This window comes from Paludisphaera borealis (assembly GCF_001956985.1).
GTDB lineage: Bacteria > Planctomycetota > Planctomycetia > Isosphaerales > Isosphaeraceae > Paludisphaera > Paludisphaera borealis.
The window spans coordinates 5,782,999-5,807,794 of the sequence record NZ_CP019082.1 but is presented as its reverse complement, the minus strand read 5'-3'; the positions used below and the strand labels follow the sequence as shown (position 1 = coordinate 5,807,794).

Annotated in this window: 22 protein-coding genes; 19 read left to right on the top strand and 3 right to left on the bottom strand. The window is 66.6% G+C overall.

What is annotated here, in order from left to right:
- Positions 1-65: 65 nt before the first annotated feature.
- Entirely contained in the window at positions 66-572 is a 507-nt protein-coding gene (locus BSF38_RS22440) for a hypothetical protein (protein ID WP_076349365.1), read from the top strand.
- A 154-nt stretch (positions 573-726) separates the two neighbouring features.
- Here the strand turns inward: BSF38_RS22440 and BSF38_RS32470 are convergent, their stop codons facing one another.
- Entirely contained in the window at positions 727-1,155 is a 429-nt protein-coding gene (locus tag BSF38_RS32470) for an RNA recognition motif domain-containing protein (RefSeq protein WP_076349364.1), read from the bottom strand.
- Positions 1,156-1,427: 272 nt separating this feature from the next.
- Positions 1,428-1,988, bottom strand: coding sequence for a GNAT family N-acetyltransferase (locus tag BSF38_RS22430; RefSeq protein ID WP_076349363.1), 561 nt, complete (start codon positions 1,986-1,988; stop codon positions 1,428-1,430).
- 165 nt (positions 1,989-2,153) lie between these two features.
- Here BSF38_RS22430 and BSF38_RS22425 point away from each other — a divergent pair, with 165 nt between their 5' ends.
- The 9 genes from BSF38_RS22425 to BSF38_RS22385 all read left to right on the top strand — a co-directional run bounded on the left by BSF38_RS22425 (position 2,154) and on the right by BSF38_RS22385 (position 14,485).
- Positions 2,154-2,759, top strand: coding sequence for an ECF-type sigma factor (locus BSF38_RS22425; RefSeq protein ID WP_076351311.1), 606 nt, complete (start codon positions 2,154-2,156; stop codon positions 2,757-2,759).
- A gap of 64 nt (positions 2,760-2,823) precedes the next feature.
- A complete protein-coding gene (locus tag BSF38_RS22420) occupies positions 2,824-4,050 on the top strand; it encodes a serine/threonine-protein kinase (protein WP_076349362.1) in 1,227 nt (408 codons plus the stop codon).
- Positions 4,047-5,780, top strand: coding sequence for a hypothetical protein (locus BSF38_RS22415; RefSeq protein WP_076349361.1), 1,734 nt, complete (start codon positions 4,047-4,049; stop codon positions 5,778-5,780). The genes BSF38_RS22420 and BSF38_RS22415 overlap by 4 nt, the downstream gene beginning before the upstream one ends.
- Positions 5,781-6,018: 238 nt before the next feature.
- Positions 6,019-7,032: a PEP-CTERM sorting domain-containing protein gene (locus BSF38_RS22410; RefSeq protein ID WP_076349360.1), complete on the top strand. Its 1,014-nt coding sequence runs from the start codon at positions 6,019-6,021 to the stop codon at positions 7,030-7,032.
- Positions 7,033-7,345: 313 nt separating this feature from the next.
- Positions 7,346-8,860: a transglutaminase-like domain-containing protein gene (locus tag BSF38_RS22405; protein ID WP_076349359.1), complete on the top strand. Its 1,515-nt coding sequence runs from the start codon at positions 7,346-7,348 to the stop codon at positions 8,858-8,860.
- A gap of 159 nt (positions 8,861-9,019) precedes the next feature.
- Positions 9,020-10,315, top strand: coding sequence for a BON domain-containing protein (locus BSF38_RS22400; RefSeq protein ID WP_076349358.1), 1,296 nt, complete (start codon positions 9,020-9,022; stop codon positions 10,313-10,315).
- Between the two features lie 252 nt (positions 10,316-10,567).
- Positions 10,568-12,598, top strand: coding sequence for a squalene--hopene cyclase (gene shc / locus BSF38_RS22395; protein WP_076349357.1), 2,031 nt, complete (start codon positions 10,568-10,570; stop codon positions 12,596-12,598).
- A gap of 127 nt (positions 12,599-12,725) precedes the next feature.
- Positions 12,726-13,727, top strand: a complete 1,002-nt coding sequence (gene hpnH, locus BSF38_RS22390) for an adenosyl-hopene transferase HpnH (protein WP_076349356.1) — start codon at positions 12,726-12,728, stop codon at positions 13,725-13,727.
- Entirely contained in the window at positions 13,724-14,485 is a 762-nt protein-coding gene (locus BSF38_RS22385) for a phosphorylase family protein (RefSeq protein ID WP_237170570.1), read from the top strand. The genes hpnH and BSF38_RS22385 overlap by 4 nt, the downstream gene beginning before the upstream one ends.
- Before the next feature lie 19 nt (positions 14,486-14,504).
- Here the strand turns inward: BSF38_RS22385 and BSF38_RS22380 are convergent, their stop codons facing one another.
- Entirely contained in the window at positions 14,505-14,945 is a 441-nt protein-coding gene (locus tag BSF38_RS22380) for a hypothetical protein (RefSeq protein WP_145952273.1), read from the bottom strand.
- A gap of 170 nt (positions 14,946-15,115) precedes the next feature.
- On the opposite strand from BSF38_RS22380, the gene BSF38_RS22375 reads away from it, so the two are divergent.
- The 9 genes from BSF38_RS22375 (at position 15,116) to BSF38_RS22335 (ending at position 24,680) form a co-directional block, all read left to right on the top strand.
- Positions 15,116-15,940, top strand: a complete 825-nt coding sequence (locus tag BSF38_RS22375; RefSeq protein ID WP_076349353.1) for a sugar phosphate isomerase/epimerase family protein — start codon at positions 15,116-15,118, stop codon at positions 15,938-15,940.
- A 43-nt stretch (positions 15,941-15,983) separates the two neighbouring features.
- Positions 15,984-16,964: a sugar phosphate isomerase/epimerase family protein gene (locus tag BSF38_RS22370; protein WP_076349352.1), complete on the top strand. Its 981-nt coding sequence runs from the start codon at positions 15,984-15,986 to the stop codon at positions 16,962-16,964.
- Between the two features lie 232 nt (positions 16,965-17,196).
- Positions 17,197-18,153 (top strand): glycosyltransferase, encoded by a 957-nt coding sequence (locus BSF38_RS22365; RefSeq protein WP_076349351.1) that lies wholly within the window; start codon positions 17,197-17,199, stop codon positions 18,151-18,153.
- Positions 18,154-18,235: 82 nt separating this feature from the next.
- Positions 18,236-19,276: a CDP-alcohol phosphatidyltransferase family protein gene (locus BSF38_RS22360; RefSeq protein ID WP_076349350.1), complete on the top strand. Its 1,041-nt coding sequence runs from the start codon at positions 18,236-18,238 to the stop codon at positions 19,274-19,276.
- A complete protein-coding gene (locus BSF38_RS22355; protein ID WP_076349349.1) occupies positions 19,269-20,036 on the top strand; it encodes a glycosyltransferase family 2 protein in 768 nt (255 codons plus the stop codon). The genes BSF38_RS22360 and BSF38_RS22355 overlap by 8 nt, the downstream gene beginning before the upstream one ends.
- Positions 20,033-20,734 carry a class I SAM-dependent methyltransferase gene (locus BSF38_RS22350; RefSeq protein ID WP_076349348.1) on the top strand — a complete coding sequence of 234 codons (702 nt, stop codon included), beginning with the start codon at positions 20,033-20,035 and terminating at the stop codon, positions 20,732-20,734. Before BSF38_RS22355 ends, BSF38_RS22350 begins: the two co-directional genes overlap by 4 nt.
- Positions 20,727-22,223: a polysaccharide deacetylase family protein gene (locus BSF38_RS22345; RefSeq protein WP_076351309.1), complete on the top strand. Its 1,497-nt coding sequence runs from the start codon at positions 20,727-20,729 to the stop codon at positions 22,221-22,223. The genes BSF38_RS22350 and BSF38_RS22345 overlap by 8 nt, the downstream gene beginning before the upstream one ends.
- 14 nt (positions 22,224-22,237) lie before the next feature.
- Entirely contained in the window at positions 22,238-23,347 is a 1,110-nt protein-coding gene (locus BSF38_RS22340; RefSeq protein ID WP_076351307.1) for a glycosyltransferase, read from the top strand.
- A complete protein-coding gene (locus BSF38_RS22335; protein ID WP_076349347.1) occupies positions 23,328-24,680 on the top strand; it encodes a glycosyltransferase family 9 protein in 1,353 nt (450 codons plus the stop codon). Before BSF38_RS22340 ends, BSF38_RS22335 begins: the two co-directional genes overlap by 20 nt.
- Positions 24,681-24,796: the final 116 nt, after the last annotated feature.

Genomic DNA, 24,796 nt, shown 5'->3' with positions numbered 1-24,796 from the left:
TGGCGCGGGTCGTCCCTTCAGACGACGCCCATTTCCGCCTGCTCAGTCACGCGAAGGAGGTCGGAGTGTCAGCCCCCGAGAACCCGTCGTCGGCCTCATGGACGTATCGCACGGAAGTTTCGCCGACAGGGCAGAGTCCGACGACCGCGGTTCATGGTCCGAACGATTCGATCGTCCTGCTCCATCACATGGTCAATCTCCAGAATCAGACTCTGGACGTCCTTCGTCAGACCATGGAAGTCCAGCGTCAGCAGCTTGAGCTGACGCGTGAGATTGTCCAGGTCAATCGCGAGCAACGCGCCCGACAAGTCGCCGAGCTTGAGCGCTGGCAGGCGGGGCATGAGAGCGTCCTCGACGCCAGCCGAGAAACCCTGGGCCGGCTCGAACAGGTGCACGCCGCCCTGCTGGGCGAGATGGCCGGCTACGTGGAGGAGAACCACGAGAACCTTCTCGAAGGCGATTTCTCGCTGACCGACTTCGTCGACCGCTTCGGCCCGCGTCTGGCGCATCTGAATACGATGCTCGCCGTCCTCCGCCCGTTGGCCGTCGCGCGACAGAAGCCGGAAGGTTAAACCAACCAGCCCTCCCACCGCCCGGTGAAGCAGCCAAAAAAGAAAAGCCGCTGAGCGGGTTTCACCCGCTCGGCGGCTTCTTGATTTCAACGAGCGCGCCGCGCGAGACGCGGCGATTCGTGGTGTTTGGACTCGGGCCGGCTCGTGTCAGCGATCAATAACGGCTGCCGCCGCCACCGCTGCCACCGCGACGATCGCGGCCACCGCCACCGCCGCCGCCGTAGCCGCCGCCACCACCGCCACCGCCGTAGCCGCCGCCGCCACCGTAGCCGCCGCCGCCGGAACGGCCGCCGCCACCACCGCCGTAGCCACCGCCGCCACCGCCGGAACGAGGTTCGCGCGGACGAGCTTCATTGACGGTCAGTCGTCGACCGCCTGACTCGTAATCATTCAGCGCGTCGATCGCCGATTGGGCTTCGGCGTCGTTGCTCATTTCCACGAAGCCGAACCCTTTGCTGCGTCCGGTGTCGCGATCGGAGATGACCTCCGCGCTCTCAACGCTGCCGTGCTGGGCGAAGAGTTGCTCGAGGTCCGAGCTGGTCATCTGGTATGAGAGATTCCCAACGTACAGTTTCTTACCCACCTTCAGACTCCTAACCGAGGCGACTCAACCCACTACTCACTTTCCGGGCTATTCGAAAAGGGGGCCGTCGTCACGGCCCAGGACGGTGGAAGGCGGATGAGGCAGACGAGAAGCTCCGAAGGGATCCACGACACGCGCTCGTTCGAATTCCAACCAAACCAGAGTATAGAGATCCATGGACCTGAAAGATAGACCGATTCTTCCAATAAATCGAAAATCGAAAAAACTTGTCATTCTACCGGAAAACCCCGCGCGCCGACCACCTTTCGCCGTCAGGATCCTTTCGCCGCGCCGTCGCTCCGGACGTGCAGACGATGATCATTTACAACGGTTTTCAATCGACGGATTCCGTAGACGACGACCGGGTAGCCCATCAGCTCGGCCCTTCCTTCGAGCCGCATGCCCAGCCGCTTGGCCACGCGGACCGAAGCCGCGTTCTCGCTGTGGATCATGCTGATGACGTGCGATTGGCTCAGCTCGCCGAGGGCGACGTCCAGGGCCGCCCGGGCGGCTTCGGTGGCGAACCCGCGCCCCCAGGACGAGCGCCGCAGGGTCCAGCCGATCTCCATCCCGGGCCAGCCCTCGGGGCGCCAGCAGCCGACCCGGCCGATCAGCTCGCCGCTGCCCCGCTCCTCGACCGCCCAGAGGCCGAAGCCGCGAAGCCCCCAGTGCCCAAGGACCAGCGCCATGTTCCGCCACGCTTCCGAGCGGTTCATCGGCCCCGGCCCGAGATACTTCATGACGTCGGGGTCGGCGCACATCTCGGCGTACGCGTCCAGGTCGGACTCGCGGAACATCCGCAGCTTGAGCCGATCCGTCTCCAGGTTCTCCATAAGTGCATCTCAACCTGTCGCGCCCTTGAGGGGCGAGGTGCGTGCGTCTCGGCCAGTCCTCCAATTTAGCAGCCTCGCGTCGGCCCGAGAAGGCGCCCCGATCGAGGCGAAGGGTTCCATCGGCTCCGCTTCCGTATATAATCGCGTCGTGATCTGGAGGAAATGATGAACGAGCCGTTGCGAGGGAAAGAATACGCGGAGTTTATTCGTCGCATCCGTCTGGGCGACGAGCGAGCGGCGGACGACCTGATCCGGCTCTATGAGCCCGAGGTCCGATTGGAGGTCCGCGCCTTGCTTCGTCTCCGCGACTCGCGGCTGCGGCGGGTCTTTGACTCGATGGACATCTGCCAGTCGATCATGGTCGACTTTTTCCTCCGCGCCGCAGTCGGCGAATTCGACCTGGACGAGCCTTCGCAGCTCATCCGCCTCCTTGTCGGCATGGCCCGGAACCGGCTCGCCGAGCGCGTACGCTTCCACCAGAGGCATCGCCGCGACGTCCGCCGGATCGACGTGAACGACACGGAGGAATGGGCGATCCCGTCCCAGGCCGAGACGCCGAGCGAGGTGATCTCCCGGCGCGAGTTGCTCGCACTGTTCCGGGGACGCCTGTCCGTGGAAGAACAAGAGGTCGCCGACCTGCGGTCGCAAGGGCACGACTGGGCGACCGTGGCCCGGGAGCTTGGCGGCACCCCCGAGGGCCGTCGCAAGCAGCTTGCCCGCGCCGTCGCCCGGGTCGGCCTGGAACTTGGACTCGACTCGGTCGTTGGCTGACGAAAATGCCTCACCGAGGCGGGACGCGGCGCGACGAATCCTTTCCCTCGCGGATCTCGACACCGTGGCGACGGACCAGAACCCAATTTCGATCGGCCTGGATCGGGACGACGCGGCGCGGCGGGCGCCAGCGCCGCAACAGGAGACTTCCAGCCTTTCGGAGCGTTGGCTCGACATTCGTGAACGGCTCGCTCTGGCCGACGGCGCGAGCGAACCGCAGCGGGTCGAGTGGATCTGCTCCGACCAGATCCGCGACTGGCAAGCCGGCCGGCGGATTCCGGCCGAGGCCTATCTCGCTCTGCACCCGCTCTTCCCGGCGGAGAGTGAGGCGGTGTTCGAGGTGGTCTACAACGAGTTCTTGCTCCGCGAGTCCCTGGGCGAACGGCCCTGCCTCGAGGAGTTCGTCTGGCGATTCCCTGATCTCGCCGACCGGCTCGCGCGCCAGCTCGCCTTGCACCGCGCCCTCTCGAGCGACGACGGCGCAGATGGCGAGGGAGTCCCCGCCCCCCGGGCGCGGAAAGCCAACCGCGAAGGCGACGACGGCCCGACGATCGCGGGGGCGCCTCGGATACCCGGCTATCGAATCCTCGGCGAACTCGGACGAGGGGGGGCTGGCGTGGTTTACAAGGCGCGTCAGCTCACGCTCGATCGTCTGGTCGCCCTCAAAGTGATCCAGGCCGGCCATCGCGCCTTACCCGGGGCGGTCGAGCGATTCCACGCCGAGGCCGAAGCGACGGCCCGGTTCCAGCACCCGAATATCATCCAAGTCCACGAGGTCGGCGAGCACGAGGGACTTGGCTACCTCGCTCTCGAATACGCCGCCGGCGGGAGCCTCGAGGCCGCGATCGCCGGCACACCGTGGGCCCCGACCGTAGCCTCGGCCCTGATCGAAGAACTCGCCCGGGCGATTCATTACGCCCACGAGCGCGGGATCGTCCACCGCGATCTGAAACCGGCCAACGTCGTGATGACCTCGAGCCGAACTCCCAAAATCACCGACTTCGGACTCGCGAAACTGCTCGAACAGAACGAGTGTTCAACGGTCTCCGGAACGATCCTGGGGACCCCCAGTTACATGGCCCCCGAGCAATTCCTGGGCTCCTCGCATGAGATCACGCCCGCGGCCGACGTTTATGCGCTGGGGGCGATGCTCTACGAGGCCCTGACCGGCCGGCCGCCGTTCAAGGGGCCACGCCGCTCGCGACTCTGGACCAGGTCGCCAACCACGAGCCGCTCACTCCCAGCAAGCTCCAACGGACCATTCCGCTCGACCTGGAAACGATCTGCATGAAGTGCCTGGAGAAGACCCCCGCCCGGCGCTATCCCACCGCCCAGGCGATCGCCGACGACCTCCGCTGTTTCCTCGAGGGCCGCCCGATCCTCGCGCGGCCCTCGCCCATCTGGGAGAAGGCGGTGAAGTGGGGCCGACGCCGTCCGGCTCGCGCCTGCGCACTCGCCGGAGCGGCGGCGGCCGTCGCGGTCTTCCTCGCCGGAATCCTGTACTACGATTCCCTGCTCCGCGCCGGCGTGCGGACGGCCCGGACGGCCAAGGCGGAGGCCGACCGAAACGCCCGGGTCGCCCTCGAGCAGCGCAACCTCGCGCTCAAGGCCCTTGACAAGCTGGTCTTCGAAGTACAAGAGCGGCTGGGCGAGACTCCCGCGACACGATCCTTAAGGCGAAGCCTGCTCGACACCGCGATCGCCGGCCTCGATGAAATCGCGAGCAGCACCGAGGCGAGCTCCTCCAACCTGAGCCGCGCGGTCGCCCACCAGAAGCTCGGGGAGATCTATCGCCAATTGGGCCGATCGACGGAAGGCTCGCGACAGTTCGAGCAGGCGGTCCGGTTGGCGGAGCAGCTCGCGACCGCCGCGCCGGAGGACCTCGCGGTCAAGGACTGCTTGAGCCGCTCCCACGTCGGACTCGGCGAGATCCACCTGCGAGCCGATCGAATCGACCTCGCGCTGGGGCATTTTCATCAGGTTTTGGAGCTTGCCGAGGAAATCGCCGCAGCCGACCCCGGACGTCCGAGCGCCCGCCGTGGACTGCTCGAAGCGTACGTCCGCCTGGGACGAGCCCAGGGCTTCCATGGAGACTTTGGCGAGGCGCGAGCCTGGTTCCTCAAATCGCTCCCCCTGGCCAAGCAATGGAGCGTCGACCAGCCGGGCGACGCCGATGCGGCTGCCATGCTGGCCTGGTGCTATCGCAAGATCGCCGACATGAGCAAGCTCTCAGGCGACCTTGATGAGGCCCGGAGCGACTATGTCAGGGCGATCGCAGTCGGTCGCGAGAGCCTCAAGTCGCACCCGACCGACCTCAAGATCAAGACCCATCTGGCCGCCGCGCTGGACGATCTCGCGAAGGTCCTCCCCCGCCGCCACGACCCGGCCGAGGCGAGTTCGCTTTACGCCGAAGCGGAGACGCTCTTCGCGGAGGCGGTCGAGTCCGACCCCGAGAACGCGGACGTCCGTGTCATGCTCGTCCACGCCCAGTATGATCGGGCGCGGCTCCAGCGCGACCTCTCGCATTTTTCCGAGGCGGCCTCCACCTACCGCCGGACCATCGAGACTCTGAATCGAATTCCTCGCGAGGGTCTCACCGCACCCGCTCCCCACGACTTCCTGGAAGTCGAAGTCCTGGAGAGGGAGTTGGCCGATTGCGAAGCCGCCCCGCTGGCCCTCGAAGCCCTGCCCTCCCTCCTCGCGCGGCCGGCGCGTGACGCCTGTCGGTTGCTTCCGGCTCGCGTTCGCTTGCTCAACGCGCTGGGCAGTACCGCCGACGCTCTCGACACGGTGGAAGCGGTCTGCTCGGTCGTCGCCGACACCGCCGAGGACCGCGCGGCGCTGACCACCGCGATCGGGGAGTGCGTTCGCGTCCTGAGCGGGCCGCGATCCGCCGGTCCCGCCGAAACTCGGGTCACGGCGCTGCGACGTCGATGTGCCGAGCGTATCGGCTCCCTGCTTGCCCGCTCCCTCGAACGCGGCTTCCCGACGGCACCCGCCCCGAACACGATTCGGCCCTGAGATCGACGAGCGCCCCCCCCAACCAACACACTCACGCCCGCATGCCGCCGCACAAGAGAAAGCGAGACGGAGCCCCGTGAAGGGAGAAACATCCGCTTCCGACGCCTCCTTTCGAGTTTCCTCATTTTCGACGTCCGGACCGCTCGTCGCTTGGCAATGTCTCAGTGGACCGCCCTATTCCGTGCTCGATGTCCGAACTCGGCCGCGCAACCAACGACCACCCCCCGGAGAACCGAACGTGATCATCACCCGCACATGCATTGCCGCCGGACTGACAAGTCTTGCGCTCCTGCCGTCGCCCTCGGTCCGCGCCGACAGTTACTCTTTCGTGAACTTCGACGGGCCGGGCCAGAACGGCGGCGGAACCACCGTCAACGCCATCAACAACAACGGCGCCGTGGTCGGCTTCAGCTCGGACAACGCCGCGACGCCCACTCTCTTCACGAACTTTGTTCGCAACCCGAACGGCTCTTTCACCACGCTGAACATCAACAACGATCCGCTCGCCAACGCCAATGGAATCAACGACGTCGGCGTCGTCGTCGGCCTCTCCCAGAACAACGCCTTCTCACTCGACTCCAAGACCAACAGCTTCACAGCCTTGCCGCCGGCCAAGCCGGGCGACACCGGGATGGAGAACGCTTTCGGAATCAACAAGGCCGGCGTCATCGTCGGTCAGTTCACCCAGAACTCGACGGACACCCAGCCCGGCTTCGTCCTGGCCAACGGCGTGTTCACGATTTTCCAGGCGACGAACACGTCCACCGTCACGAATGTTCAGAACATCGACAACAACGGGCTCGCGATCGGCTTCTATTCCGCCGACGGCGTTCACCAGCACGGCTTCACGTACGACACCGTCAGCCAGCAGATCTTGCTGCTCGCCGACCCCAACATCGCCAACCTCGAACTCACCCAGTTCCTCGGGGTGAATGACAAGGGGTTGGCGGTCGGCTACTACCAGACGAACGACGGCAGCCAGCACGGCTTCCTCTACAACCTCAAGAACGGGACGTACAGTTTCCTGGACGATCCCAATGCGGCGAAGAGCGGTTTCTCCATCACCCAGATAACCGGGATCAACAACTCGAACGAAATCACTGGTTTCTACGTCGACGCCACGACCGGCCTCCAGCGTGGTTTCGTGGCGACCGCCGTCCCCGAGCCGGGCTCGATCCTACTCGCGGGTTTCGGTCTGGCGTTCGCCCTGGGCTACACTCGCCGCCGTAATAAGCAGCCCGCGACCGCGTGACTCGCCCTGCCGCGACAACCCACTCCCTCCCAACCTCCCACGACGCGCCCGCCGCCCCCTCCCTCGGCCCGGCGCGTCGGCGTCGTTCGGTCGAGCCGGCCGTCCTCCGTCCGACGGCTCGACTTGCGGCAGTTGAGCTTGAGCCGACTGGGGGTTTCGACAATAGTTGAGGGAGTCGGCCGGCTCGACGGTCGTCGCATCAATCCGGTCGCCGACCGCCCGCGTTTCGATCACACGACGCGCGCCCACTTCAGCTTCACCACGATCCCGGCAAGCGACGGCCCGGCTGTTCCACCATGGAAAGGGTCAGGATATGGACTGGTCTCGCCTCCCCCGCCGACTGAGCGTCGTCGTTTTGCTGGAAGCCGCCATGGTGCTGATCGCCCCTTCGGCCGCTCGGGCCCAGGACGCCTGGGACGCGATCTTCCTCGCGGGGAACAAGATCGGCCACATCCACACGTTCATCGAGAAAGTCTCCGAGAAGGGGAGGCCGCTGAATCGAGTCCGGGTCGACACCGTCCTCAATTTCCGCCGCGGTGACGACGTCGTGACCCAAAAAATGTCGTACGGGACGATCGAGACCCCCGATGGAGAGGTCCTCCGCCTCGACACCCGCACACTCACCAGCGACAACGAGATCCGGGTCTACGGCGACGCCATCAAGGGGCAGATGAACTTGATCCTGGAAGGGACGCAGCAGCGCCAGGAGAAAGTGATCCCCTGGGGAAGCGACGTCCGAGGCCCCTACGCCGCCGAGCAGAGCATGGCGCGCAAGCCCATGACGAAGGGCGAGAGCCGCACCCTCAAAATGTACATCCCCGACCTCAACCGGATCGTCGACATCGAGCTCAAGGCCGGCGAAACGGTCGACACGCTGCTGGGCGACGGCGCGAAGCGGCCGCTGCTCAAAGTCGAGCAGCTCGCCAGGCTCGACGGCAAGCCGCGATCCGAACTGAACGCCGTCCTCTGGGTCGATGCGAGCGGCCAGGTGCTCAAGCAAGACGTCGACCTGCTGGGCGGCATGACGACCTACCGCACCACCGAAGCGGGCGCCAAGGCCGCCGGCGCTCCGGGACGCGCCGTCAAGTACGACCAGATCCGGAACACGATCATCAAGGTCGGCCGCCTCATCCCCAACCCCTACCAGACGCGGTACGTGAAGTACCAGCTCACGCTCAAGGACGGCGACCCCGCCGAAGTCTTTCCGACCGACGCGCGGCAGAGCATTCAGCCGGCCGGCGACGGGCGATCGGCGACGCTGATCGTCCAGACCGTCGGCCCCACCGAAGGAACGGCCGGCGCGCCGAGCGTCGACGCTGAATTCCTCCGGCCCAACGGCATCATCACCAGCGGCCACGACCGCGTCAAACGGCTCGCTCAACGCGCGATCGGCAACGCCGTCGACCCCTGGGATCAGGCCGTGAAGATCAACCACTGGGTGTTCGACGGCATGAAGAGCAACTTCGAAACGACGTTCGCACCGGCCAGCGAAGTCGCGCTCAACCTGACGGGCGACTGCACCGAGCATTCGGTCCTGGCCGCGGCCATGTCGCGGGCTGTGGGCATCCCCTCGCGCGTCGCCGTCGGTCTGATCTACGTCGACAACGAGAAGTTCCCGGTGAAGGGCTTCGGCTTCCACATGTGGCACGAAGTCTACGTCAACAACCGGTGGGTGGCCCTCGATTCGTCGTTCGACCAGTCGAGCGTCGACGCGACGCATATCAAGCTGTCGGATTCGAGCCTCGAAGGGGTCTCTCCGTTCGAGTCGTTCCTGCCCATCGTCCGCGTGCTGGGCAAGCTGACGATCGACCCCGTCGAGCTGCGCTGACGGCCTGGCCGACGTCCGTCGCGAGCTGGAATCAACATCTCTACCGTTCGACGAGTTGCACGCATTGCCGGCGGCGCGCGTCGGTCGGTAGAGTTGATTTACGAAGGTCTTCGTAGATGCCTCGCGCTCCCCACGTCCGCAAAGAAGGGGCGAGCAACCATGATCCGGCTCACCATGATCGCGTCCGCCGTTCTCGGCGTTGTTTCCCTCTCGCCGCTTCTGACCGCCGCGAACGGACAATCGACGGTCTCGCCTCGATCGAGTCCGAAGCGCCCCCAGCCGATAGAGGGGGAGGGGGCCCAGGCCGTCGTCGACGCCCTCCGCGCCAATCCACTGATCCTCCCATACGCGATCCAGGTGACGCCGAGCGACGGCGCGATCGTCCTGTCGGGCAAGGTCGGCACGAAGCAAGTCCACGACATGGCCGTCCGGACCGTGATCGACCTCGGGCTCATCCCACACGACGACCTGGTGATCGACACCGCCGAAGCCCATCGCGTGGCCCTGAGCCAGTCGTACAACGGCCCCGCGCCGGGACTTCCGGCAAGCACCGGGACGGCCCCCTATTTTGTGTATCCGCCGCCGCTTTTCGGCCGCCTCGACGATCCGTTCTGGGGGTTCGAGCCGCCGATTCTGAGCTTTCCCCCGGGCTACACCCGCACTCCCGAGCCGGCTCGCCGGGCCGCCGCCGGCCCGATCAAGGGGCAGGTGCAGTTGACCGTCGATTCCGCCGGGCAGGTGTTCCTCTCGGGGGTGGTCGCGTCCGAGCAAGACAAGCGGATGATCGAGCAAGAGGCCCGGCTGTCACCCGGCGTAACCCGCGTGTTCAACGAGCTTCAGGTGGCCAGCCGAACGACTCCGCCCCCTCCCCCACAGCCGATCGACGGCGCGGCGATCGACGTCCGACCGAAGGCGCCGGCCCCCGAGCCCCAGCCCTCACCGACGCCCGACGACGACGCGCGAAAGCCCAAGCCGATCGACCTCGTGACGGCGCGCGACGGCCACAACCTGACGGGCCGCGCGGTCCGGGCGCTGGAGCGGCGGCCGGCGCTCAAGGAGTTGCCGATCGCCGTGCAGTCGAACGACGACGTCGTGACGCTCTCGGGCAAAGTTCCATCGGCCTACGAGGCCATGCTGGCGTATCGGGCCGTCGAGCAGACGCCCGGCGTCCGCGACGTGATCGACAAACTTGAGTTTCAGATGCCCGACGAGAACCATCCGAACCCGCTCAAGGACAAGGCCCGCCCCGACGACCTCGAACCTTACCTGACTTACCAGATCCGCCGCCACGCCGGCGATGTCGCCCACATCGACCGCGTCCGGATTCGCGGCGACGTCGTCGAAGTCCGCGGTACGCTCCTGCCCGACGAGGACCAGGCGCGCGTCGCCGCGACCCTCCGCTCCATCCCCTTGCTGCGCGATTTCCACATCGAGCCAACCTTCAGCACCGACTGATTTCAGGGACCCGTCGTGGTTGAAAACGGCAGCCAGAGAAGATGGGCGAAATGTCCGTTCGACGAATCCAGCGGGATCTCGGGAAAGTCGCAAATCTCGCCGGGGTTTGACCTTGATCGATTCTCGGCGGCCGGCTTAGGATGACCTCGCTTGGGGGTGGACCTTCCAAAATCCGCCCCACGGGCTCGGGCACGATGTCGATTTTCCTGTCATCATGGACCTCGAATATCAGAGGCAGAGGATCGAGAACGCATGATCGCCAACAGGGAGGAAGGCGCTTCGCCGGTATCCGCGGATCATCACATCACCCGGCTATCCTCACGGCGAAATCCCCTCCGGGCCGACGGCTATGAAGCGGCTCTCGACCGGACCCGAGGCTGGCTCCTGGCCCGGCAGCAGACCGACGGCCACTGGGTCGGCGAGCTCGAAGGCGATACGATCCTCGAATCCGAATACGTCCTGCTCCACGCCTTTCTCGGCCGTGAGCACGAAGAGGTTTGCAAGCGGTGCGCCCGCTACATGCTCGAACGGCAACTTCCCGAGGGGGGCTGGGCGATCTACCCCGGCGGCCCGGCGGAGATCAGCGCCTCGGTGAAGGCCTACTTCGCGCTCAAGCTCGTCGGCTATTCCGTCGACGACCCGGCGCTGGTGAAGGCCCGCAAGGTGATCCTCGACCTCGGCGGCGCGGCGGCCTGCAACAGCTTCACGCGGTTCTACCTCGCGTTGCTCGGACAGATCACGTACGACGATTGCCCGACCGTCCCCCCCGAACTGGTCCTGATCCCGTCTCGCCTCAACTTCAGCCTGAGCGCGATGTCGGCCTGGACGCGGTCGATCGTCGTGCCGCTGTCGATCATGTCGCACTACAAGCCGGTGCGTCGGATCGAGCCCAAGCGAGGCATCGACGATCTGTTCTTGAACGGCTCCCGCCGCCGTCCCCGATGCAACGAGCCGCTGTTCTCCTGGGCCCGCTTCTTCCTGGCCGCCGATCGCGGTCTGAAATGGGCCGACCGGTGGCTCCCCGTCTCGTGGCGTCGACCCGGGCTCACGGCGGCCCACCGCTGGATGCTCGAGCACTTCGAAGACTCCGACGGCCTGGGCGCGATCTTCCCGCCGATGATCTACACGATCGTCGCTCTCAAGTGCCTGGGCTACGACTCCGATTCGACGAGCATGGAATGGGCGTGGCGGCACCTCGCCGATCTTGAGATCCGCGAGGGCGATACGACCCGGTTGCAGCCGTGCGTCTCGCCGGTCTGGGACACGGCGATCGCGACGATCGCGCTCTCGGACGCCGACGAACCGGCGGACGAATCGGCCGTCGAGCGAGCGGTCGTCTGGCTGCTCGGCAAAGAGCTGCGCCGGGGGGGCGACTGGCAGGTCCGGCGGCCCAACGTCGAACCGACGGGCTGGCACTTCCAGTACGCCAACGGCTACTACCCCGACATCGACGACACCGCGATGGTCTTGATGGCCCTCTTGAGGTCGCCCGCGGCGGGGGGCGGAAATCAGGTCGCCGAGGCCCTCAAGCGCGGCGTCGACTGGTTACTGGCGATGCAGAACCGCGACGGCGGCTGGGCGGCGTTCGACGTCGACATCGACAATGAAGTGCTCACGAAAGTCCCATTCGCCGACCATAACGCGATGCTCGATCCGAGCTGCGCCGACATCACCGCGCGGGTGATCGAGCTGCTGGGAACGCTCGGCCACAAGGCGAGTCATCCGGCCGTCGCCCGGGGGCTGGAATACCTTTGGAATTCGCAGGAGCCCGAAGGCTGCTGGTACGGCCGATGGGGCGTCAATTACGTCTACGGAACCTGGCAAGTTCTCCAGGGGCTCAAGACCGTCGGAGTGCCGATGGACCTGCCGGCGCTGGTCAAGGCGGCCGACTGGCTCGAAACGGTCCAGCAGCCGTGCGGCGGCTGGGGCGAGACCTGCCGAAGCTACGACGACCCGGCCCTGAAGGGGACCGGCGAGCCAACGGCCTCGCAAACGGCCTGGGCAGTGCTCGGCCTGATCGCCGCCGGACGCGCGTCGAGCGAGGCGGTCGCCCGGGGCGTCCAGTACCTGGTGGACAGCCAGTCGGACGACGGCTCGTGGGATGAACCCGAGTACACGGGAACCGGTTTCCCCAAAGTTTTCTATTTGAAGTACCACCTTTATCGGATCTACTTCCCGCTCATGGCGATCTCGCGGTACAGCCAGGCCGTCGCCAGGACTCGCGGCCTCGCGCCGGGGGCCCTGGCGAGCCGGATTCCGGCTGAACCGAAGCCGCTGGACTGAGCGACCGTCGATCGGGGTGGGAACGGGATTCCGCCGCGATCCGCCCCTGCCCCTTCGGCCTGAGGATGTTGAGAACAGGCTGGTTCGATCCGGTCGCCCGCAAGCAGAGAAAAGGAGTCGTCGCCCGATGCGTTTCCCGCTTGAGATGAGTAGCCGGATCGCCGGTTACGTGGCCAAGAAGAAGATCGCCAGGACCAAGAAGTTCCCCATGGTCCTGATGCTCGAACCGCTTCACGCCTGCAATTTGACTTGCACGGGCTGCGGTCGAATCCGCGAGTACGTCTCGACGATCAAGCAAAAGCTCTCGATCGACGAGTGCCTGGCGGCGGTCGACGAATGCGGCGCGCCGGTGGTCTCGATCTGCGGCGGCGAGCCGATGATCTACCCCGGGATCGAAGAGCTGACCGCCAAGATCCTCGAGCGCAAGAAGGTCGTCTACCTCTGCACCAACGGGATGTTCATCCGCAAGAAGATCAAGGATTTCAAGCCGAACTCCCGGTTCTTCTTCAACGTCCACCTCGACGGCATGCGGAAGAACCACGACATCGCCGTCGAGCGCGAAGGCGTTTTCGACTCGGCGATCGACGGGATCAAGGCCGCCAAGGAGGCCGGATTCCTCGTCTGCACCAACACGACGGTCTTCCACGAGACCGACATGCAAGAGCTTGACGAGCTCTTCGGCTACCTGACCGGCCTCGACGTCGACGGCTTCCTGATCTCGCCGGGCTACGGCTACGCGGCCGTCGACTCGAAAGAGATCTTCATGACCCGCGACGACATCCGGACCAAGTTCCGCGCCGCCGAGGCCATGTTCCGCAAGTACCGATTCTACTCGTCGCCGATCTACCTGGAATTCCTCCAGGGCAAGCGCGAGCTGTCCTGCACCGCCTGGGCCAACCCGACCCGCAACATCAAGGGTTGGAAGGGGCCGTGCTACCTGATCACCGACATCCACCATCCGACCTTCGACGACCTGCTCAACAAGACCGAGTGGGAGAACTACGGCCCCGGCAAAGACCCGAGGTGCGAGAACTGCATGATGCACTCGGGCTTCGAGACGTCGGCCGCGCTCGGCGTCAACAGCCGGCTGGGCGACACCCTCAAAATGGTCCGGTGGCAATTCCTTTGAGAGACCCCGAGCCCCAGCGGCTCGCACCCGCTCCCGCTCCGGCCGACATCGGCGTGGTCATGGCCATGCCGATCGAGGCCGGCTATCTCCTCGACAGGCTTGAGCGGGTCCGCCGCTACAACTCCCGGTCGCTGACGGTGACCGAAGGCGAACTCGACGGCCGGATCGTGGCCGTGATCGTCTCGGGGGTCGGCCGAGCCTCGGCCCGCCGGGGCGCGGAACACCTGATGGCCGGGCACCGCCCGCGCGTGCTGGTTTCGGCCGGTTTCGCCGGCGCCCTCGACGTCGACCTCAAGCGCAACGATCTGGTCGCGCCCCGAATCGTGATCGACGGCGCGGGCGACGCCGTCGAGATCGACGAGGCCCTCGTCGAATCCCTCCCGGGGATCGTCAAGGCGGGTCGGCTGCTTCTCGTCGACCGCGTGATCACCGACCCGGGCGAGAAGGCCGCGCTCCGGCTTGCGCATCAGGCCGATCTGATCGACATGGAGACCTTCAGCGTCGCCGCCGCGGCCCGCGATCAGGGCGCGCCGTTCGTCTCGCTGCGAGTGATCAGCGACGACGCGCGGACGGAGCTTCCCGCCGAGATCGGTCGACTGCTCAACACGTCGGGCACCTATCGCGTGGGCGCGGCCATGCGCGCGATCTGGAGCCGGCCGTCGTCGTTGAAAGACTTCTGGACGCTGCACGCCCAGGCGATGGAATCGTCGGACCGGCTGGCGAACGGCCTCCAGGTCCTCATTCGCGGTCTCGCCTAGTTCCGGTCGCCGCCCACGATCACTTCGTTTTCGCGGCGGGCCGGGCCAGCGACCCTCGCACCGGCGCATTGACGGCCGCGGGTGCCGTGGAGGCGACCGGGGGCGCCGGCTTGAGCATGGCGTCGACGCCCATCGTCGCCAATCCCGAGACCAGAAGCATCGTCATCACGCCCAGCCCCAGCGCGTGCCACGGATGGAACTCCAGAATCAACATGAAGACCGCGAACCAGACGAGCCCCTGGAAGATCGTGTTCAGGATGTTGGTCGTGAACATCGACTCGAACGCCGGGTGGAAATAGGTCATGAGCCCCGCCAGCACGACCGCCGCCAACGAGACTTTGAGCCCCGCGCGCGGCGTGAGCTGATCGTAGAGCTGGTCCTGCGCGATCTCGACGATGACGAAGCAGCCCACGAAGGCCACGAGCCAGTAGATCAAGACGGTCAAGATCAGCATCATCATGAGCGGTCGTCCCACATTCTCATACCGGTTGTCCGCGACGTCGCCGAAGGTCAACCGCATCGTACTCGGAAGAATCGGCCCGCACCACCGGGGCCTGGCGGTTTCTCGCCAAGCTGCTATCATCGCCAAAAGCATTGTACGACACGCCACCGCTGACGAGACCCACATCGATGATTCGCCTCAGCGCCTTCGCCGACGAGATCTCGCAAGATCCGAGGACGCAGATCGACGTGTTGACCCGTCACGGCGTCAAGCACATCGAGTTCCGCGCCATCCACGGAACCAACGTGCTCGATCTCAGCTCGTCCCAGCACGAGGAATTTCGAGGCCTGCTGCGAAGCGAGGGCTTCGGCCTCAGCGCGATCGGCTCGCCGATCGGCAAGATCCGGATCACCGAGCCGTTCGACGAGCACCTGACCCGGTTCGCCAAGGCCCTCGAACTGGCCGACTACTACGACTGCCCCCGCGTCCGGGTCTTCAGCTTCTACATCCCCCCCGGCGACGACCCGGCGGCCCACCGTTCCGAGGTCATGGACCGGATGGCCGAACTCGCGCGCCGGGCCGAGGCGGCGAACGTCGTGCTCTTGCTCGAAAACGAGAAGGGGATCTACGGCGACCACGCCGAACGGGTCCACGACCTGCTCACGACGGTCGGCTCGCCGGCCCTGGTCCACGCCTTCGACCCGGCGAACTACGTCGAGGTCGGCCAGCCGATCCACGCCGCCTGGTCGCTGCTTCGACCCATGGTCAAACACTTTCATGTGAAAGACTACGACGCCAAGACCCATCGCTGCGTGCCGGCCGGCGAAGGGGACGGTCAGATCCCGCAGTTACTCGACGACGCCACAGCCAACGGCTACGATGGCTTCTGCGTCCTCGAACCGCACCTTGTGGTGGCCGAGCTTTCCTACGGTTTCACCGGTCCGGAACGCTTCGCCGACGCCGCCAACGCCTTGAAACGCATCCTCGACGATCGCTCGATCGCCTACGCCTGAACGTCGATTTGACTCGCAATCACTTCCAAGGGAGCCTCCCGCGATGAACGACATGCCGCTCAACCGTCGCTCGTTTCTTCAAGGCGCCGTGGCCGGAGGCGCCGCGCTGGGGCTGGGCCTCGGTCTGAACGGGAGCATCCTCCGCGCCGGCGAGGTCACCGGAAGCCCCAAGCCGGGCAAGATCGGGCCGTTCAAGATCTCGCTGGCCGAGTGGTCGCTCCACCGTGCCCTCCGCGCCAAGGAGCTGGACAACCTTGACTTCCCCAAGGTCGCCCGCGAGCAGTACGGCATCGAAGGCGTCGAGTTCGTCAACCAGTTCTTCAAGGACAAGGCCCACGACTCCGTCTACTTGAAGGACCTCAAGAAGCGGGCCGACGACCAGGGCGTGACCTGCGTCCTGATCATGATCGACGGCGAAGGCGACCTCAGCGCCCCAGAGAAGGAGGCGCGTGCCAGGGCCGTCGACAACCACAAGAAGTGGGTCGACGCCGCCGCCGCTCTCGGCTGCCACGCCATCCGCGTGAACACCGGCGAGCACTACAGCCCGACCGACGTGAAGGACGTGTCCGAAGCCTGTGCGATCCTCTCCGACTACGGCGCGCAGCACAAGATCCACGTGATCTGCGAGAACCATGGCGGGCCGTCGAGCAACCCCGACGCCCTGCTCGCGCTGATGAAGGCCGTCAACGGTACGAAAACGGTCGCCACCGGCGCGAATTTCGGCACCTTGCCCGACTTCGGCAACTTCCCCCAGAAGGACGGCAAGTACTCGATCGACGTCTACGACGCCATCGCCCGGATGATGCCGTACGCCCATGGCGTTTCCGCCAAGAGCTACGACTTCGACGACAAGGGCCGCGAGTCCAAGCTCGACTTCGCCCGGATCATGAAGATCGTCAGCGACGCCGGCTACGACGGCTGGGTCGGCATCGAGTACGAGGGCAATCGCCTCGGCGAGCCCGAAGGCATCAAAGCCACCAAGAAGCTCTTGGAGGAAGTCAGGAGCAGTGGATACACCGGATGAGTGATCGATCCCGGCCTTGACCGGATTCGCGGGATTTCTTATCGTTCGCGAAGAGATCGACACGGTGCGAACCGACGGACGCGTGACGAGGCAGGGAAGTTCTCGTTCACGCGCCCCAGTCGAGCGAAAAATCGAGCCGGCGCGGTACTGACGCTCCGGCTGGTTCGCTCGACGCCGGGTCGCCCGGATGTTTCCCCGCTTCGACTTTCGTCTTGCGTTGACAGACCCAGGGATGGAACCCTTGTCGAGCGATCGCACCCAGATATTGGTGCTCAATTTCAACGGACGGGCGTTGCTCGACGAGTGCCTCCCCTCGGTGCTCGACGCGGCGCATCGGGCTCCCGGCGGCTGCGGCGTCATCGTCGTCGACAACGACTCGACCGACGGCTCGCGCGAATGGCTCGCCTCGAATTGGCCGGATGTCCGGGTGATCCGCCAGCCCAATCGCGGGCTCGCCTCGTTCAACGCGGTCCTCGCCGACCTGAACGAATCAGTCGTCCTGCTGCTGAACAACGACGTCAAGCTCGCCCCAGACGCCGTCGCACCGCTGCTCGCGGTCTTTGACCAACACGCCGACGCGCTGTTCTCGGCGCCCCAGTGCTGGACGTTCGACGGCTCGCTCTACGAGGGGATGCGGACGCGCGTTCGCTCGCGGTTCGGCCTGGTTCAAGGGATGTCGCGCGTACCCGGACACGAAGACCACGTCGACCAGCCCGACCTCACCGCCGCCGCCGGCCCGATCCTGGCCGTCGATCGAATCAAATTCCTGAAGCTCGGCGGCTATGACGCCCTGTTCTTCCCCGGCCGGATCGAAGACCTCGACCTGGGCTTTCGGGTCTGGATGGACGGATGCCGAGGCTATTACGTCCCCGAGTCGATCGCCTTTCACAAGGGGTTCGGCACCTTCGCCCCGGAACTCGGCGACGCGCGCTGCGACGGCCTGGCGATGCGGAACACCTTGATCTTCGCCTGGAAGAACCTCCGGGGGGCGCGGTTGGCCGGGCATTGCTTCTGGGTGCCGATCCGCCTGGCGGCCTCGCTGATTCGGGGACGATGGGCGTTTCCGAAAGCACTGATCGAGGCGCTGGGGCGAGCCCGTGAAATCTGGTCGGCCCGGCGGTCGCTGCATGTCGGGCAGGTGGGGTGGGTGGAACGACAAGAGGCGTTTTTCCGCCGATTCGAGTGGTGAGGGACCGCGTCGACGCGTCGCGAAGGAATCGCGAGCGAGGCCGGTTCGAGGCGTGTGCTTGGGCCCCGCAGGGAGGCGAGGAATGACTTCTCCGGCTCTCGACCTGGTGATCGACGCCCGACCGCGCGGGCCTCGGGGGCTGCTCGCCGCCGAGGTCGTGCTCGGGCGTTCGTTGCTCGCCCGGCTGATCGATCAGGCCCTCGACGTCGCGGGCCCCGGCCGGACGGTCGCCGTCCACGCGTGGGGGAGCGAATGCGAGGCGCTCGAAGCGCTGCTGATCGACGCCGCGCCGGGACGAGTCGCCTTGCGGTCCGAGCCCCCCTCGGCCGAAGCCGCCGTGCTGCGCACCGATCGCCTTTATGACAGCCGTCGCCTCCGCCGAGCCGTCCGCCGCGGCGAGCGTCCCGAAACCGCCGAGATCTGGCGGCTCGACCGTCCCGAGTCGCTGGCGACGGCCGAGCAAGAACTGACCCGGCGTTTGACCTATCAGCCTCTGGGCCGCTACTGGGCGTTCCCGATCGCCGAACGGCTCGCCGCCGCGCTCCAGCATACGCGGGTCCGGCCCAACGCCGTGACGCTCGCCGCCGCATCGCTCATGCTGAGCGGGACGGCGATCGTGGCGTGCGGCGGTCTCGGCTGGATCAGCCGGACGGCCACGGCCCTGGCCTTCGCCTCGGCCCTGGTCCTCGACACCGCCGACGGCCGGCTCGCCCGGCTTCAGGGGACGTGCTCGGCCTTCGGCCAGTGGCTCGATCAGGTGCTCGACGAGCTCGCCGATCTCGCGCTCCACGGCGCGATCGCCTGGGCGATGTTCCAGTCGGGAGCGCCCGCCTACTGGCTCGTCCTCGGCATCCTCTACGCGTCGGGCAAGTACATGTTCCTCGTCCAGTCGCTCACCGGCGCCGAGATGGAGAAGGCCGCCGGCGAAGCGCGGCCGCGCGTCGGCTCGACATCTCGCATTCGCGGCGTCGTCGCGGCGATGGGGCACGCCGACCTCCGCTGGCATCTGTGGATCGTGCTCGCGCTCGTCGGCCGGCTCGATCTCGCACTCGCCGCCTACGCCGTATACTTCCCGCTGCGGGCCCTCGCCGGGATCGCGCGGAAGGGGGCGGCGCATGCCTGAGCCGAAAATCACCGCCCTCATCGTCGCCCGCAACGAGGAGCGCAAACTGCCCGGCTGCCTCGACTCGGTCCGGTTCGCCCACGAGCGGATCGTGGTCGTCGACGCGGCCAGCGACGACGATACGCTCGCCATCGCCCGACGCTCGGCCGAAGTCGTCATCGTCCGCCCGTTCGACGATTTCGCCTCCCAGCGCAACGCCGGCCTGGCGGCGGCCACCGGCGACTGGATCCTCTCGATCGACGCCGACGAACGAGTCACGCCCGGTCTCGCCGACGAGATCCGAAGCGCGCTCGCCGAACCGGCCAACCGCCACGCCGGCTTCCGGATTCCGATTCGTAGCGAGATCCTCGGCCGGCCGTTCGGGTACTCGGGAACCCAGCAAGATTTGCCGATGCGGCTCTTTCGTCGCGGCCGTGGAAGCTGGACCGGGCAGGTTCACGAAACCGTCGATCTCGACGGCTCGATCGGCCGGATGCGGCACCCGCTCGACCACCATACGATCCCAGACGTCCGGGTCTTCCTCCGCAAGATCGACCAGTACACGACGCTCGAAGCCCACGACCTCTACCGGTCCGGTGATCGCTATCGAACCCGCGACCTGACGCTGAGGCCGGTCTGGCTCTTCCTCAAGCTCTACTTGTACAAGCAGGGTTTTCGCGACGGGCTCGAAGGTCTGATGTTCTGCGCCTTGTCGGGAGTCTCGGCGGCCGTCCGCACATGGAAGCTTCGTGAACTCGATCACCTGGAGACCGCGTCATGATCTCGGCTCATGAGACGGAAGTCACGTTCCGGTTCGACGCGCTGCACTGGCGGTTCAAGGCGTCGGTCGATCCCGAGGATTACCGCCTCCGGGGGATTCGCAACGCCATCGGTCCGGTCGACGGCATGCGGATTCTCGATCTCGGATGCGGCAAGGGGCGATTCGCCCGGGCGCTTCAGGAGCAGGGAGCCGAGGTCACGGGGATCGACCTGTCGTCGGCGATGCTCTCCGAAGCGACCGGCGTCGACCGCGTTCGAGGAAGTGCCCGCCGCCTGCCGTTCCGCTCGGGCTGCTTCGACGCCGTGCTCGCGGTCGAGGTCTTCGAGCACCTCGAACCTGGGACGTGGCACGAAACGCTGAGCGAGGCGCGGCGCGTTCTGGCGCCCCGGGGATCGCTGGCGATCGTCGACAAGAGCCTGGCTTCCTGGAACGCGCAGCGGCCGTGGGTGCCGAGCGCCCTGCTGAAGCGTATCGACGAGCGCCGAGGACGCTGGATGTACCCGGCCGACGGCCCGGTCCGCGAGCGATGGTTCTGGCCCAGCAAGCTTCGCAAAGAGATGCAGAGGTATTTCGCCGACGTTCGGATCGTGCACCTGCTCTCACCCGACGAGGAGGAGCACATGTTGTTTCGCAAGCTGCCGACGACCCGCCTGATGGCCTTGTGGGTCGCCCGGGCCGATGGAGGCGCGGATGTCTGAGCTGTCCGGGTCGACGCTGGCCCCGCTGCCTCTGTTACTCTGGAAGACGCCGCCCGGCCTGGAATTGATCCTGGCTCAAGAGGGCGTGCCCTTCGAATCGGTGCGCGACGCCCATGCGTTCGCGTTCCGCGTGGGGAGGTTCGTGCTTTACGACGGCCGCCGCGAGTCGGCCGCCGCGATGCGCAGCCTGCTCACGCACGAGCACGTGGCCATCGACGTCGACGGCCTCCGCGAGGGCGAAGCGGTCGACCCGTTCCAGGCGTTGATCGACGACCGCGACGCGCGGTCGAGCTGGGACGTTCGCGGCTGGACGCTGCGCGAGCGGGTCGCCCGCTACCCCAAGGGCTGGATACGCCGGCGGCTGATCGCGGCGATTCGCGAGGCGGTCGCGGCCCATGGCGGCGTCTGGATGCGGCTGGCGCCGTTCCCGCATCCGTACCGCTCGGCCTTCAACCTGCGGGTCGACCTCGACGAGCCGGTGGCCGAGGACTATCACCGCTTCGGCCTGGCGCGGAACCTGCTCGCCGACTGCTGCACGCACTTCGTGAGCACCAACGCCTACCAGAACGAGCCCGAGGTCCTGAGCGACCTGCGGCGGTACGACACGCAGTCGCACGGCCACTATCACTACGTCTACCGCGACGGCGAGGCCAACCGGAAGAACCTCGAACGGGCCGAGCGGATTCTGAGCGAGAAGGGCTTCGAGATCGAAGGCTTCGCCGCCCCGCACGGGCGCTGGAACGCCTCGCTCGACGACGCGCTGGAGTCGATCGGCTATCGCTACTCGTCCGATTTTCGGGTCGGCTACGACGATCTGCCGTTCTTCCCCTGGAAGAATGGGCGGTTCTCGCGGGTGTTGCAGGTTCCCGTTCACCCCGTCTGCGAAGGGTTGTTCCTCGACGCCGGAGTTCAAGACAACCGTTTGATCGGCGAATACCTCGCGAGCGTGGTCGAGGAGAAGATCGCGGCCGGCGAGCCCGCGTTCGTTTACGGCCATCCCGAGCGCCGGCTCGGCCGGATGCCCGAGGTGTTGTTCGCCCTGGCCCGCACGCTCAAGTCGCGGCCCCTGGTCTGGCGGACGACGCTGACAGAGATGGCGCGCTGGTGGCGATGGCGGGCCGATCGCAAGTGGCTGGTGATCCCGCGCAGCAGCGGTCGATTCGAGGTTCAATTCGACGAATGGTCTTCCGAGTATCCGCTCGCCCTGGAAATCGATCGGAGCGGCTTCCGTTGCTCGATTCCGCTCACAAAGGCGCGGACGATCCTCGACCTTCAGCATCTCGTCTATGAAAAGCGGACCGAGCCCGTGGACCGCGTGGTCCGTCCGCCCTCGCTTGATCGCCGTCCCTCGACCTTCAGGCAGATCGTCCGCGAGGCGATCGACTGGGAGACCGAAACACCGATCAACGAGCTGGCCGGCGCGACCTTGGCCGGCCGGGTGAAAAAGAGTCTGCGGTGGTGGAAGCTTCAACGAACGGGGACCAATTGATGGACGGCCGTTCGATGGAAACCACCGATTCCGAGCTGACCACCGCGGCGTGGCTCGCCTCGCGTTCGCAGGGGCCGTTCCCGACCGACTCGGTGTTCCTGCACGCCCCGTCGTTCGCCTTCCAATCGCCAGGCGGCGGCGAGAATCAGCTTGTGCAGACAGGCCGCGGCCTCGAAGCGATGGACGTCCCGGTCCGACTCTTCTCGGCGTGGACCGACCGCATCCAGCAAGCCCGGACGCTGCACCTGTTCGGGATGTCGCGCGAGGGACTCGAACTCGCCCAGGCAGCGAAGTCGCGCGGGGTGCCGGTCGTCCTTTCGCCGATCTGTTGGTATGAGCCGCGCGCCCTCTGGGCGCTTGAGCCGAACCTGCGCCGGAAGCTCGCCGCGTTGGGCCTCTGGTCGATCCGCCGCGCCGTACCGCGATGCCCGAGCTGGCGGCGGACGCTGTTGCATCTCGCCGACCGGATTCTGCCGAACTCGAACGCCGAGGCCGACCAGCTCGCCCGACTCTTCGGCGTCGATCGCGGGAGGTTCACGGTGGTTCCCAACGGCGTTTCGCCGGCGTTCGGGTGGGCGTCGCCGAATGTTTTTCGCGAACAGGTCGGCAACTTTGATTTCATCCTGTTCGTGGGACGGATCGAGCCGCGCAAGAACCCGCTCGGGCTGATCCGCGCGGCCCGGGATCTCGGCCTGCCGCTGGTGGTCGTCGGCGACGCCCCCCCGCGATTCGAGGACTATGAACGGCTCTGCCGCCGCGAGGGGGGGGATCGCGTGGTCTGGCTGGAAAGCCGCGACCATCAAGACCCGCTCTTGATCTCGGCTTACGCCGCGGCGCGCGTCTTCGCGCTGTGCAGTTGGTTCGAGACGCCGGGACTGTCGGCGCTTGAAGCCGCGCTGGCCGGCGCGGCGGTGGTCGTTACGCCGTTCGGCTCGACCCGCGAGTATTTCGGCGATCACGCGCTCTACGCGCGACCGAACCGGATCAACGAAATCGCCGCCGCGCTGTCGAAGGCCTGGCGAGAAGGACCATCTTCTGGGCTTGCAGCCCACATGGCTTCGAACTACCTTTGGGACCAAGTCGCTCGAACCACGGCGGAGGTGTATGAGCAGGTCGCCGACTGACCTCAAGCCTGTGACCACGGGACGCTATCGCTACAGCAAGTGGCGATGGCGAGTCCTCGTCCGCGCGCTCGACGCCGCGGGCGGCCTGGCCGCGCCGATCTGGCGACGGCTGCGGCCCCCCCGGTCCGTCGCATCGCCGCGGCGGATCCTCATCGTGCAGCTCGACCACCTGGGCGACGCGGTCCTGACCGCCCCTCTGATCGCGCAGCTTCAGGCTGCGTATCCCGAGGCGACGATCGACGTCCTGGCCTCGCCGAGCAATCACGAGGTCTTCGAGTCGAACCGCAACATCGACCGGGTGCGGATCGCCGAGCGCACCTGGTTCGAGCGGACGCCTGGCCGTCGTGGCCTGCTCCGCGAGGTCTGGCGGCTCGGCCGATCGCTGCGAGGCGAAGACTACGATCTCGGAATCGACGTCCGGGGCGACGTCCTGTCGATCCTCGTGCTGGCCCTGGGCGGCGTCGCGCGACGCGTCGGCTTCGCCATGGGCGGCGGCGCGTTCCTGCTGACCGACGTCGCCGAATGGACGGCCGGTCGCCACGAGGTTCGCTCGCGCCTGGCCTTGCTCGAACCCCTGGGAATCGAGCCCGACACGACCGCCCGCGCCGCCGTCCACATTCAGGACGAAGACCGAATGCTCATCGCCGCCAAGCTCCTCGAAGCCTGGCCGCGCCGAGCCTCGGCCGGTCGACGGCACGAGGCGACGGTGCACACGGCGGCCGGTCGAGAACACGACGAATGGCGCGGCGCGCGATCGACGGCGGTCCATCCCGACGACTCGGCCGGCTGGCTGCACGCCGAGCGATTCAGCCCCCAGCCTCCACTGCTGGCCGTCCACCTCGGCGCCGGCACTTCGGCCAAGCGATGGCCGAAGGGCCACTGGAAGACGCTCATCGAGCGGTTCCTGGAAGACGGCTGGCGGATCGTCATCGTCGGCGGGCCGGAAGATCCTCCGCTCACGCGCGTGTTGACGCCCCACGATCGGCTTATCGACTGGTCGGGCCGACTCAGCGTCACCCAGACCACGGCCCTGCTCGAACGCGCCGACTTGTTCATCGGGGCCGATTCGGGCCCCGCGCACCTGGCGGCCTCGGCCGGCGTCGCGTCGGTCATCCTCTTTAGCGGCACCAACAACCCGCTGCAATGGCGGCCCTGGTCGAAGCACTCGCTCGTCTTGCGGAAGCGCGTCCCCTGCGGCCCATGCCACCAGAAGACGTGCCCGCTGGCCGAACACCTCTGCATGGCCGGCCTCGACCCCGACCGCGTCTACCGCGCTTCCCGGCGGTGGTGGGCGCGGACGCAACAGGCGCAGTCCCCGTACAACCCGAGCTAGCACGATTACTCAAGTGTTGCAGACAGCTATCAAAACAGGCCTGCGCGAGCATGCCTTCTCCCCTTGCGGGAGAAGGGAATACAGCCCGGTCCCGCGTTCATGCACCCGCACGGAGG